Genomic DNA, 12,863 nt, shown 5'->3' on the forward strand with positions numbered 1-12,863 from the left:
CCCCCCCCCCCCCCCCCCCCCCCCCCCCCCCCCCCCCCCCCCCCCCTTCCCGTTTCCGGAGGCCGGTCGGGGTCAGGTGTTGACGCGCACCGCGCCCGCGTAGTTGGCGGTCCGCACGGGGGTGACCCGCACGTCCAGTCCGGTGCGCGGCGCCTCCAGCATCTGGCCGTCGCCGAGGTAGATGGCCACGTGCGAGATGTAGTCGGGCGCGGTCGGGTCCGAACGCCAGAACAGCAGGTCACCGCGTTCGAGGTCGTCCCACTCGACGCGCTCGCCCGCGTTCCACTGGTCGTGGGTGACGCGCGGGATGGACACGCCCTCCTCCTGGAACGCCCACTGGAGCAGGCCGGAGCAGTCGAAGCCGACGTCGGGGGTGGTCCCGCCCCACACGTAGGGCACGCCCAGCTGGGTCTCGGCGTTGGCGATGATCCGTTCGATCACCGAGGAGGGGACGGCGTCACCCTCGACCCGGGGCTCGGCGGCGTCAGCCACCAGCTGGAGGGAGGTGTCCTCACCGAGGATCTCCTCCAGTTCCTCGTGCAGGTCCCACAGGTCGGCGTCGGGGGCGGAGACGACCAGGGCGTTGCCCTCGGGCATGCCCAGCTCGCGGGCGAGCTCCCGGGAGACGAGCGCGTCGATCCCGGCGATACCGGACGTGGCGTGCGTCCACACCTCCAGGGGGACCTCGCCGTTGCCGCCGGCGAGGGTGATCTCGCCGCCCACGTCCAGTTCGCGTTCGGTGCCGACGTCCTTGGACAGCGCGACGTGGCCCTCCGCGATCCCCTGCCAGATCTCGTCGGACTCGGCGGAGGGCCGGGGGGCGTGGTTGCGGAAGCTGGAGGGGTTGACGCCCAGCAGGGAGGTGGGCTGGCCGTCGACCTCCACCCGGGCGGCGTCGACGGTGAGGACGTCGTCCACGCCGTCGATCTCGCGGACCGCGTCGACGACCTCGCGGGGAAGCCGCTCGGGGGACACCGCGAAGTACTCGACGGATCGCGCCTCGCGGAAGGGCGCGACATAGGTGTCGCGCCTGAGTTCGGCGACGTCCGCGACGTCGGGGGTTTCGGTCGGGGAATCGGCCGCTCGGGGCGCGGAGCCGCTCGGGGTGGCGGCCTCGTGGGGGAGCTGTTCGGAGAGGGGAGGACGGTCCTGGACGACGGGGTCGGCCAACGCGGGGCTGGCCCCGAAGGCCGTGAAGGCGACCGCGAAGGCGGCCGTGGTTCCCGCACATGTTCTGAGACGGTTCCGCACGGGGTTCCATCACCCTTTCTGGGACCGCGGCGGGCGGGGGGATCCGCTGCGGCGCACGGCCTGAGATGACATGGTCCGGGTCCAAGAATGGGTGCACCCGGTCGTGTTTGCAAGACGCCCACGCCGTCCGATACCGGACGTCCACCTATCAGCCGCTTGTCCGTTCCCTGAGGATTTCCCGTCTTTCGGCGTTGCGTCACAGGTCGGCGTAACAGTCCGTAACCGACACGGCGAGGGGGAAGCGGACCGGGGTGTCCCCGAAGAGGATCCGGCGGGTCCGTTCCCGGGCACGGTCGATCGCGCGCAGCGCCTCCTCGGCGCGTTCCTCGGGAACGTGCAGGACGACCTCGTCGTGGACGAAGAAGACGATGCCGCCGCCTTCGGGGGTCGCGGGGAGTTCCTGGCGGAGCGCGGCGAGCAGGACCAGCGCCCACTCGGCGGCCGTGGCCTGGACGACGAAGTTGCGGGTGAACCGGCCGTGGGCGCGGCGCCGTCGGTCACCGTCCGCGGCGGCGACCGTGGCCGACCAGTCGTGCGGGGCCGGTGAGGTGCGGCCCAGCCAGGAGCGGACGATCCCGCCGCCCTCCCCCGTGCGGGCGGCGGCGTCCACGTACTCCAGGGCGAGGGGGTAGAGGCGGCGCATGGTCGCCAGCAGCGGCGCGGCGTCGCCAGAGGTCTGTCCGTACATGGCGGCGAGCAGGCCGATCTTCGCGCGTTCGCGGTCGTCACCCACGTGCACCGCGAGCCGGGCGTACAGGTCGTCCTCGGCCGCCGCGGCCGCGAGGGCGGCGTCCCCGGAGACGGCGGCCAGCACCCGGGGTTCGAGCTGTCCCGCGTCGGCGCGGACCAGGACCCACCCCGGGTCGGCCCGGACGGCCCGGCGCACCGACTTGGGGATCTGGAGGGCTCCGCCGCCCCGGGTGGCCCACCGCCCGGAGACCACCCCGCCCACCACGTAGTCGGGTCGGAAGCGGCCCAGCCGGGGGCCGTCCGCGTCCTCGCGGGGAAGTTCGCGCACCCAGGTCTCCAGCCAGGACCATCCGTTGGCGGAGTGGAGGCGGGCGAGCTCCTTGTAGCGCAGCAGCAGCGGGACGAGCGGGTGGTCCACGCCCTCCAGGACCCAGGACCGGGTGGACTCGACGGGGTGACCGACCCACGCCATCGCCCTGAGGACCTGGGCGGGCGAGTCCGGGTTGACCTCGTGGCCGACGACCTCCCCGATCCGCGTCACGAGGTCGGCGAGGACCGCCGGGCGCTCCCCGGCACGTGGTCGCGGCCCGAGGATCTCGGTGAGCACCCGGTCGTGGACGTCCGGGCGCCAGGGGAGACCGTCGTGGCTCATCTCCACGGCGGCGAGGGCGCCCGCGGACTCCACGGCGACCAGCAGCGCCATCCGCCCCGGTTCGGGGAGCGCGGCGACACGTCTTCGCTGGTCGTCATGGACCTCGACCAGGGCGGCGAGCCGGTCCGTGCCGGGCGGGAGGGTGGAGCGGTCGGCCTCGAACAGCGCGGGTTGCGCGGCGGTCCCCTCCCCCAGCGGCCGCACCGGGTCGTCGGGGACCGGGAGGTCGCGCAGGCGTGCCCAGGCCGCGCCCAGGGAGTGGGGTTCGGAGTGCCGGGCCTCGTGGCCGAGCAGCAGGGCCTCCGTCAGCCCGACGTCGTGGCAGCGGGCCACGCGCACCCCGGCGCGGACCAGGTCGGGGTAGAGGTCGCCGGTGTCCGCCCAGACCCACCGGACCGGCACGGCCCCGGTGTTTCCTCCTCCGCCCTCCGTGGCGGGCTCCTCCGTCCCGGCCCTTCCGGAGTGGTCCTCCTCGATCGCGCGGACGGCGCCCGCGAGGTCGCCCACCCGACGTGCGGAAGAGGCCGCGCCGCCCTCCCCGAGCTCCCGCAGCCATCCACCGCCCTCGCCGTCGGCGACCACCGCGATCCGCATGGGACCAGTCTCCCCCGGGAGACCGACAAACGGGCGCCGCCGCACGGGCGGGGAGATCGGGCGCCCCACACCCGTTCCGCGTGGGGGGCCGGAGAGGCCGTCACCGTCACCCGCCGAGGCGCCGAGCGGCCGTGCCCGCGGGCGAGGCCGATGAACCGGCTCTCCCCCGCCACACGCGAGAAGCCAGGAGAAGGGGACCCCGCCTCCTTTCTGGGCCACGGCCGTCCCCACCCCACCCGCAGGTGCCCGGACTCCGAGACCCGACCTCCGGGCGAGGCCGTACTGACCTCCACGGCGCCTCACCACCCGGTAGGGCCCGGCTTCCGGAGCTGGTCCGTAGGCCGCCCCGGTCACCGAAGGCGCCGTGGCAGGGGACCGTGTCTCCACGAGGCCCCTCCCAAACCAGGGCCACCTCCGGGACGGGGTCGAACGGTGGCCGCCCGCCCCACCAACACCCGCGCGGGCGGCCGGGGCCAGGGCCTAGCCTCCGGGGCGCACCACGTTCTCCAGGGGCTCCCCGGCGGACCAGCGGGCGAGCTGCCCGTCCATGAAGGCGCGGGCGCGCGGGTAGAAGGCGGCGGAACCGCCCGCCACGTGCGGCGTCAGGTACACACCGGGGGCGTCCCACAGCGGGTGCGCCACGGGAAGCGGTTCGGGGTCGGTGACGTCCAGGGCCGCCCGGACCCGGCCGTTCTGGGCGAGCAGGGCCTCCGTGTCCATCACGGCGCCCCGACCCACGTTGACCACCAGCGCGTCGTCACGCAGCAGCGCGAACTCCTCCGCGCCGAACAGGCCCCTCGTCCGCTCGGTGAGCGGGGTGACCAGGACGACCACGTCCGCCTCCGGCAGCAGGCCGGGCAGTTCGTCCACCCCGTGCACGCCCTCCTCCGGGCGGGCCCGGCTGGCCACCCGCACCACCTCGGTCTCGAAGGGCAGCAGGCGCCGCTCGATCGCCTGCCCGATGCTGCCGTAGCCGACGATGACCACCCGGGAGTCGGCCAACGACCGCTGCGGGACCGAACCCCAGCGGTGTTCGCGCTGGTCGATCGCCCACCGGGGCAGGTCGCGCTGGGAGGCGAGGATGAGCGCGAGCGTGTGCTCGGCGGTGCTGGCGTCGTGCAGCCCCCGGCCGTTGCACAGGGTCACGTGGTCCGGGAGAAGGTCGAGGACCTGCTCGTACCCGGCCGAGACCAGCTGCACCACCCTGAGCTCGGGCATCCGCGCGATCATGTCCAACCGTTCGTCCACGCCCTGGGTGGAGGGCGCGTAGGGCACCTGGTAGAAGGTGACGTCCTCCAGTCCCCCTTCGGGGGCAGGACCCCCGGTGTAGAGGTCGACGTGAAGCGATCGGGGCGCGTTGTCCCTGTTCTGCTCCCACTGCACCAGTGCTCGACCGCCCATGTCGCCCGCTCTCCTTCTGCTCGGTCCGTGTCACCCGACACCCTAGGGGCTCACCCGGTCGGTGGGCCGAGGGCGGGTGCGCGGTCCGCCAGGCGGTCAGACCCGGTGGTCCCGCGCGGCCACGGCGCCGAAGCGCGAGAGCTCGTAGCAGGCGACGGCAGCGGCGGCGGTGACGTTGAGGGAGTCGACGTCGCGGTCGGCCATCGGAATGTGGACGCGGGAGGTGGCGCGCTCCAGCCATCGCGAGGACAGGCCGTCACCCTCGGTGCCGAGCAACAGTCCCACCCTGGCGTCGGACGGGAGGGCGTCCATGGCCTCGCGCAGGGGCAGCGAGCCCTCTCCGGGAGTGAGGGCCATCAGGTCGAAACCGGCCTCGCGCAGGGTGTCCAGACCGCCGTACCAGTCGTCGAGGCGGGTGTAGGGAAGGGTGAAGACGGCACCCATCGACACCTTGACGGACCTGCGGTAGAGGGGATCGGCGCAGCGAGGCGCCAGCACCACGGCGTCCACACCCAGACCGGCCGCGCTGCGGAAGATCGCGCCCACGTTGGTGTGGTCCACGAGGTCCTCCAGCACCACGATGCTGCGGGCCCCGGACAGGACCTCGTCGAGCGCGGGCAGCGGCCTGCGGTGGTAGGCGGCGAGCGCGCCCCGGTGGAGGTCGAAGCCGACCACCCGTTCGGCGGTCTCCTCGCTCACCACGTACAGCGGGGCGCCGGAGGCGGAGACCACGTCGTCGAGGGCGCGGGCCCGCCGTTCGGTGAGCAGGAAGCTGCGGGGGGCGAAACCGGCGGTGGCGGCCCGGCGGATCACCTTGTCGCCCTCGGCCATGAACAGGCCGTGCTCGGTCTCCAGGTGGCGGCGCAGGTTGACGTCGCGCAGCCGGGTGTAGTCGGCCAGACGCGGGTCGGCGGGGTCACTGACCCTGATGACATCCATGGTCAGCGATTATCCCGTGCGGGACCGGGTGGCTCAGCCGATCTGCTCCGTGACGGCACGCAGGCGCTGCCAACGGGCCTCCTCGCAGGAGCCCTTGCGGGAGAGTGTGGTGTCGATCTCCTCGCCCTCCCAGGTGCCCTCGATCGCGGCCTCCTGGGGCCCGTACACCTTGTCGGTGCAGACGGTGCCCGACCGGACCTCGGTGAACAGCTGGTCGCCGGAGACCTCCCGGTCGGTCTCCTCCTCGTCGGTCCCGGACTCCGACTCCGACTCGGTGGCCGTCGGGTCCCCGGCGAGTTCCGCGGCGGCCTCGGCCATCACGGCGCAGGGCTCGGGGTCGGTGGTCAGGTCGCCGGTGCAGTTCAGGGTCTGCACCCAGGCCAGTCCCCGGTCGCTGACGTTGATCCGCAGGTGGCCGACGGGACCCTCCAGGTCGGCGGTGTCCTCCTCGGGTTCGATGACGCTCCCGAGCACCTCCGGGGTCGTGACGTTGGTGGTCTCCACGTCCTGCGGCGGCAGCATCGAGGGGGCGACCAACACGGCGTAGGCCACCGCACCGGCGCAGCAGGCTCCGGCGAGCAGCACGGTGCCGAGACTGCCTCGGCTCCTACGGTCACTGTGCGAATGGGACATGCCATAACCCTCAGGGTTTGGTTGGTCACGGGGGACGACCGCCACGCGCGAGGCCCCGTTCCCGGGGCGCACCGCCAAGCGGACGCCAAGTATCGGTCAAGCGAATACCGGGCAATGGTAGCCGGGAGCGAGGAGTGCTACCCGCCCGGCACCGTAACAAAGCGATCACCCCACGCGGTGGCGGGGCCGGCTCCCGGGGCACTGTGAGCCGGACCACCCCTCCCCTTCCGCTCCCGCATTACCAACGAGTAAGGTCCTGGTGAGGAATCGTTCGTGTGCCACCGGTCGGTCGATCACATCCACAGTGTGTGACGCCCTCCGCCCCGCGATGGTTCTCAGAGATCCCACCGCGGGCACCGGCGCCGAACCCCGCGACCGCCCCCTGAAGACCGGCCCCCGGGAGTCTCCCGCCCCGGGACCGGAGCCAGCCACACCCCCGGAGATCCCGTGTCCAGTGGACGCCACCGCCATCCTTCACCGACCGCAGCGAACACCCGCAGGGTGGTGCGGTCGCCGTTGGGGATCACCGCGATCGTCGTCGCCCTCATCGCCGTCGCGGCGATCACCGTTCCGGTCACCCTGAACGCCCTGGGCTGCGGCGAGACCCACTACCTGCGCGTCTCGACCACCCAGAGCGTCGCCCCGGTGATGCGCGCCGCGGCGACGGAGTTCAACGCGGACCGGCCGAGCTACGGCGGCGCGTGCGTGTTCGCGCAGGTCGACGAGATCGCGCCGCACCGGATCATGGCGGCCCTGACCGGCGGCCAGCCCGGTGACTCCACCATCGCCCCCCACGTGTGGGTGCCCGAGTCCTCCGCCTGGGTCGAGCTCGCGCGGGTCTCCGACGGAGGGGCGCACGGGATCGAGACCGACCCGCCCTCGCTGGCCAGTTCACCGGTCGTGCTCGCCGCTCCCCCGGACACCGAGGGCATGCCGGACCAGGACGACGCGAGCTGGACCATGCTGATGCCCGACGAACGCGACCCGGACCGTCCCGTGGTGATGGTCGACCCCAACCGGGGAGCGGACGGCATGACCGTGATGCGCGCGATCCGCGAGCACCTGGGCTCCGGGGACGCCGCCGACACCGCCATGACCGACTTCGTGCGCGACGTCCAGCTGGACAGCGCGTTCGGGGAGATCGACCTGACCAACGTCTTCACCGGCTCCGCCGCCTCCAACGACCGGGTGGACCCGGTGATCGCCGTTCCCGAGCAGGCCGTCGTGGCCTACAACGACCGCCGCGCCGACTCCGCGCCCGCGCTCCAGGCGCACTACGTCAGCGAGGGCACGGTCAACCTCGACTACCCGTACGTGACCACCACCGAGGACCCGGAGCTCCAGGCCGCCTCGGCGGACCTGTACGAGGTCGTCCGCGGCACGGAGTACCGGCGGAGCCTGCGTGAACTGGGCTTCCGCGACCCCGACGGGGAGGCCGCCCCGGACCTGGCCGAGCGCCCCGGGATCATCGCCGAGCAGCCGCCCGTCGGTGACGACCTGACCGGCGACGCCCTGCTGGCCTCCGTCACCGACTGGAACCGGCTCTCCATGCCGTCCCGCACGCTCGTGCTGGCCGACGCCTCCCAGAACATGGCGGAGAACCTGAACGGCGGGCCGCGCCGGGTCGAGGTCGCCCAGCAGGCGGCGCTGATGGGCCTGAGCCTGTTCCCCGACGAGACGGACATGGGCCTCTGGCTGATGTCGGAGGAGTTCGGCGACGAGGGACGCGACCGGGCTGCGAACATGCACCCGCTGGGCGCGGGGGACGACGGCGACGTCACCCGCCGCCAGGAACTGGTGCGGGTGGCGGAGGAACTGGAGGTCGAGGGCGGCGGATCGCGCCTGTACGACAACATCCTGGCCGCCTACGACGAGGTGCAGGACAACTACCACGAGGACAAGATCAACAGCGTCATCCTGCTGACGGCCGGGCAGGACGAGGGCACGAGCGACCTCTCCCACCAGGAGCTGGTCGCCGCCCTCCAGGACCGCTTCGACCCCCGGCGTCCGGTCACGATGTTCATCATCGCCTTCGGGGAGCAGGCGGACGGCCCGGAGCTGGCGCAGATCGCACGGGCGACCAGCGGGTCGTCCTTCGTGACCGAGGACCCGGACGAGATCGGTGACATCTTCCTGAGCTCGATCTCCCGGCGTCTGTGCGTCCCCAACTGCGACAACTGACCCACCCGCCCCGGGCCCCGTTCGCGTGGTCCGGGGCGTTGAGTAACGTTCCCCCCGGTAACACACAGAAGGTCGCACAACACAGGAACTCGGCCGGTACCCACGGGTTCGCCCGTAACGCGAACACCGGGCGCCCGACACTCCCATCCCCTGTACGGCACCCCCGTCCGTACACCACCTCGTGAGGAAAGCTGTGGGACGTCACCGCGGAAAGTACGCAGAAGGACCCTCCGACCGGAGCAGACGCCGCCGAGGGCGCGGCGGGGCCGTCGCCGCGCTCGCCGCCGCGATGGTGATAGTGGTCGGACTCGCCGTGGCGGGCGTGTACATGTTCGGACAGGGCGACGGCTGCGGCGGCTCCGACATCGAGCTGAACGTGGCGGTCAGCCCGGAGCTGGCCCCCGCCCTGGCCGACGTCGCGGGTGACTTCAACGCCGAGGAGCACACCGTGGACAACCGCTGTGTGCGTGCCAGCGTGACCGAGGCCGACTCCGCCGACGTCGCCTTCCAGATCACCGGCTCCGGCGCCACCACCGGCGACACCGACTCCCACGTGTGGATCCCCGACTCCTCCGTGTGGCCGCGCATGGTCCAGAGCCAGGCCGGGGACGCCGTCATCACCGAGACCGGCACCTCCGTGGCCCGCAGTCCGCTGGTGGTGGCCGAACTCGCCGAGTTCGCCGACGACCGGGAGGGCACCACCTGGACCGACGTGGTCCCCACAGCCGCCCCGGGCGAGGAGACCGACCGGGTCGTCCGCGTGGTCGACCCGACACGCAGCTCCAGCGGCCTGGCCACCCTCTACCTGCTGAACGGCGCCCTGGAGGAGGCCAGTCCAGATGCCGACACCTTCAACGCGCACATGACCGCCGCGCTCCAGGCCCTGCACCGGGGCGCCTCCGCCGACGAGGACTCCGCCTTCCTCGCCCTGAGCGGAGGCAACGCGGAGGCCCCGCCCCTGATGGTCATGTCCGAACAGTCCGTGTGGCGCTACAACGAGGCCCACGCAGACGCCGCCGCACAGCCCAGCTACCTCGACGACGGCACCTACTTCCTCGACTACCCCTACATCGTGCGCAGCGAGGACAGCGAGATCACCCGCGCCGCCGAGGTGTTCCGGGCGTCGGTCCGCTCCGACGAGTCGGCCGAGCGCCTCCTCGACGAGGGGTTCCGCGGCCCCGAGGGTGAGCTCGACGACGGGGTGCTGACCGAGGGCGCCGGGTTCCGAGCGGAGGAGCCCTCGGAGCTGCCCGCCCCCTCCGAGGGCTCCATCACCGAACTGACCCGCTTCTGGAACCAGCTGAAGATGGACTCCCGCGTGCTCACCATCGTCGACGTCTCGGGGTCGATGCTGGCCGAGGTGCCCGGGACCGGGCTGACCCGAATGCAGGTGGCCGGGGCCGCCTCCGCCGAGGGCCTCCAGATGTTCTCCGACAGCTCTGAGCTGGGTCTGTGGGAGTTCTCCACCAACGTCAACAACAACCTCCACTACCAGGAGGTCGCCCCGATCCGGGAGCTCCAGGCCACCGACGACTCCGGGAACGAGCACCGGGACGTGCTGGGTGCCGCGCTCCAGGGCATGCAGCCGCTGCCCGAGGGCGACACCGCGCTGTACGAGACCTACCTGGCCGCGTACCAGGAGATGTCCCGCACCTACCGGCCGGACCGCACCAACGTGATCCTCATGCTCACTGACGGGGACGACGACAACCCCGGGGGCATGGAACTCGACGAGCTGATGTCCCAGCTGGAGTCCATGTCGAGCCCGTCGCGGCCGATCCCGATCATCACGATCGCCTTCGGACCGGACGTGCGGAACCTGGAGCCGCTCCAGCAGATCGCGGCGGCCACCGGCGGGGCCGCGTACATGACCGAGGACCCGACCGAGATCGGGGACATCTTCCTCCAGGCCTTCTCCCTGCGCATCGTCTCGGACGACGACGAATAGGGGTCCGGAACGGAAGGTGACATGAACCTGTCCACCCACCGTCGGCTATGGACTTCTCACTCCCGGTCGCGTACCACGGGAAGGGCCCGGATTCGGGGACCCGTCGCCTTCCGCGCCCGAATCGACGGGTCGGAGACCGAGGTCGGATTGGGGAGTGCCATGGCAAAGGCGTGGATGGCCGGTGCCGAGAGGATCGAGGGCGCGACCACCCGCACGGCCGGGGGGATCGGCGCTCCCCGGGCCGTCTGGACGGTGACCGGAACGGACCCGGACGTGTGGTCGGCGCGTGAGGAGGCGGTCCGGCTCGTGAAGGAGGGCACCGCCGCCCACCTGGTGTGGAACCCGCGCACCGGCGCGGTGGCCCAGGCCCTGGCCGCCACCCGGCGCAGCGACCTCCCTCTGGGCCGCACCGAGCGGTTCGACCGGTTCGTGGACCACGGCGACGAGGGCCGGGTGTGCGTGGTGGTCGCCGTGGTGTCCCTGGAACGGGAGCCGTTCACCGACGGGCCGCTCCTCGAACTGAGAGCGATCCTGGAGTGGCTGGAGTCGTGGGGTGTGGCCAGGAACTGGCCCGCCGGGCCGCCCGGCCGGTGGTCGGCGCACTCCCCGGAGGAGCGCACCCGCGTGTGGGCCAAGGGCGGGCACTTCGGCCACGACCAGGTCCCGGGGTCCCGGTCGACCGCCCCCGGACGGGTGGATCCCGAGCACGTGCTGATCGAACCCCTCACCCTCGGATCGCGACCCTCCGTGACCACATAGGCACACAAACAGAGGGGTGGGGGTGGTGTCGTGGAGAATCGGATACCACTGGTCAAGTACGGCTCCGCAACCCCTTAGTCTGTCGCCCATGGGTGGATCTATCGAGCCGGGTTGGTACGCCGACCCACAGGGCGACGCGCAGACGCTCAGATGGTGGAACGGTGACGAGTGGACGAGGCATACCCGTTCACTGAGCGAACTCCAGGCAAGCTCCGACGAGGAAGCCACCACCGATCTGGGCCAGGACGGGGGCCCCTCCCCCTCCGAGGACGACGAGGGAACGGTCCGGCTGGGGACGAGCGCCCCGACACCGATCGACGACGACCCGAGCACCATGCGCATCGACCCCTCGTGGGCCCGGCGCACCCCTGACCCCACACCCCCCGAGGACCCGAGCACCGTCCGCGTCGACCCGTCCTGGGCATCGCCTCCCTCCCCCACCCCGGTAGGCGACGAACCCAGCACCATGCGCATCGACCCCTCGTGGTCGCGGTCGGCCGACGACGAGGCGACCGCCGACATGGGCGGTGCCACGATGCGGGTGAACCCCGCCGACCTCCCCGGCTCCGAGGACGAACTGCCCACGGCGGACCTCACCAACGACGAGATCCCCACGGCCGACCTGTCCGACGCGGCGCCCCGTGACTCGGCGCCCCGCACCGCGGTCTTCGACCCCAACACGATCGGTGAAACCCCGGGCACCGCGGTCTTCGACCCGAACACCATCGGTGAAACCCCGGGCACCGCCGTGTTCGATCCGAACACCATCGGCGAGACCCCCGGCACCGCCGTGTTCACGCCCGGAGGTTCCCCCGGCGGCACCGCGGTCTTCGACCCGAACGACCCGATGTTCTCCGGCGGTTCCGACGAGGACCCCAAGGGCGGAAAGTTCAAGGGCTTCCTCGGGAACCTCAAGGAGGGGTGGGCCGACCTCTCCGAGGAGCGCAAGGAACAGCGCCGCCACGCCGAGGAGGAGGCCGCCAAGAAGCGCGAGGAGGAGCGGGTCCTCCGCGAGGCCGAGGCCAAGAAGCAGGCCGAGGAGGCCCAGAAGCAGGCGGAGGAGGAGCGCAAGCGAGCCGAGGAGGCCGCCAGGAACGCTCCCACCCCCGCTCCCAACCCGGCCGACGCCGGTGCGCCGCCGGCCGGTTGGACCCCGCAGAACCCGGGCCAGCCGCAGCCCCCGTCGGGCCCGCAGCCCGGCCTCGTCGCCCAGCCCCCGTCCGGCCCGCAGCCGGGCGCCTTCCCCGGGCACCGCCCGCCGACCGGCCCTCAGCAGTCGGGCCCCCCTCAGCCGCCGAGCGGCCCCCAGCAGGGCTTCCCTCCGCCCCAGCAGTTCGGACCGCCGGGCGGTTACCCGCCCATGGGCAACCGGCCCCCCATGCCTCCGCAGGGCCCGCCGCCGCAGCAGTTCGGTCCGCCCCCCGGCGGCCCGCGCGGCCCCATGGCCGGGCCTCCCGGACCGGGCGGCCCGCCGCCCGGTGGTTCCCCCTGGGGCCCGCCTCCCGGTGGTCCGCCTCCCGGTGGTCCGCCTCCCGGTGGTCCACGCGGCGGCAACCCCTACGGTGGTCCGCCCAACCCGTACGGCCCGCCGCCTCCACCTCCCCAGCCCCCCAGGAAGAAGCGCGGCTGCGGTTGCGGCTGCTTCTTCCTCATCCTGGTCACCCTGATCGTGCTGTTCATGCTCTACCTCCAGTTCTGGGGCGTGTGGGACTGGATGTACGACATCTTCGACCTGGGTCTGCCTCAGGGCGGGTCCGACCCGTTCGTCTGGGACTGAGCACCCGTCACGGGGGCGGGGGGGGGGGGGGGGGGGGG

Annotated in this window: 9 protein-coding genes; 4 read left to right on the top strand and 5 right to left on the bottom strand. The window is 72.6% G+C overall.

From position 1 onward, the window contains the following. Positions 1–72: 72 nt before the first annotated feature. From ACRWK8_RS26460 to ACRWK8_RS26480, 5 genes are all read right to left on the bottom strand, one after another. Complete coding sequence (locus tag ACRWK8_RS26460; protein ID WP_431873183.1) at positions 73–1,251, bottom strand: C40 family peptidase; 1,179 nt, start codon at positions 1,249–1,251, stop codon at positions 73–75. A gap of 196 nt (positions 1,252–1,447) precedes the next feature. Further along, positions 1,448–3,187 carry a bifunctional 3'-5' exonuclease/DNA polymerase gene (locus ACRWK8_RS26465; protein ID WP_431873184.1) on the bottom strand — a complete coding sequence of 580 codons (1,740 nt, stop codon included), beginning with the start codon at positions 3,185–3,187 and terminating at the stop codon, positions 1,448–1,450. A 480-nt stretch (positions 3,188–3,667) separates the two neighbouring features. After that, the gene (locus ACRWK8_RS26470; protein ID WP_431873185.1) at positions 3,668–4,588 is read right to left on the bottom strand and encodes a 2-hydroxyacid dehydrogenase; all 921 of its coding nucleotides are present in this window, start codon (positions 4,586–4,588) and stop codon (positions 3,668–3,670) included. Positions 4,589–4,684: 96 nt separating this feature from the next. Beyond that, on the bottom strand, positions 4,685–5,527 hold the full coding sequence (locus ACRWK8_RS26475; protein ID WP_378737230.1) for a TrmH family RNA methyltransferase: 843 nt from the start codon (positions 5,525–5,527) through the stop codon (positions 4,685–4,687). Between the two features lie 33 nt (positions 5,528–5,560). Continuing rightward, on the bottom strand, positions 5,561–6,160 hold the full coding sequence (locus ACRWK8_RS26480; RefSeq protein WP_431873186.1) for a hypothetical protein: 600 nt from the start codon (positions 6,158–6,160) through the stop codon (positions 5,561–5,563). Between the two features lie 447 nt (positions 6,161–6,607). Between ACRWK8_RS26480 and ACRWK8_RS26485 the strand changes: the two genes are divergently transcribed. The 4 genes from ACRWK8_RS26485 (at position 6,608) to ACRWK8_RS26500 (ending at position 12,825) form a co-directional block, all read left to right on the top strand. Then, positions 6,608–8,341 carry a substrate-binding domain-containing protein gene (locus tag ACRWK8_RS26485; protein WP_378737234.1) on the top strand — a complete coding sequence of 578 codons (1,734 nt, stop codon included), beginning with the start codon at positions 6,608–6,610 and terminating at the stop codon, positions 8,339–8,341. Between the two features lie 193 nt (positions 8,342–8,534). After that, complete coding sequence (locus ACRWK8_RS26490; RefSeq protein ID WP_378737236.1) at positions 8,535–10,289, top strand: substrate-binding and VWA domain-containing protein; 1,755 nt, start codon at positions 8,535–8,537, stop codon at positions 10,287–10,289. Between the two features lie 159 nt (positions 10,290–10,448). After that, the gene (locus ACRWK8_RS26495; RefSeq protein WP_378737238.1) at positions 10,449–11,048 is read left to right on the top strand and encodes a hypothetical protein; all 600 of its coding nucleotides are present in this window, start codon (positions 10,449–10,451) and stop codon (positions 11,046–11,048) included. An 88-nt stretch (positions 11,049–11,136) separates the two neighbouring features. Continuing rightward, positions 11,137–12,825: a DUF2510 domain-containing protein gene (locus ACRWK8_RS26500; protein WP_431873187.1), complete on the top strand. Its 1,689-nt coding sequence runs from the start codon at positions 11,137–11,139 to the stop codon at positions 12,823–12,825. Positions 12,826–12,863 lie beyond the last annotated feature (38 nt).

This window comes from Nocardiopsis eucommiae, assembly GCF_965344335.1.
In the GTDB taxonomy this organism is placed as follows: Bacteria; Actinomycetota; Actinomycetes; order Streptosporangiales; family Streptosporangiaceae; genus Nocardiopsis; species Nocardiopsis eucommiae.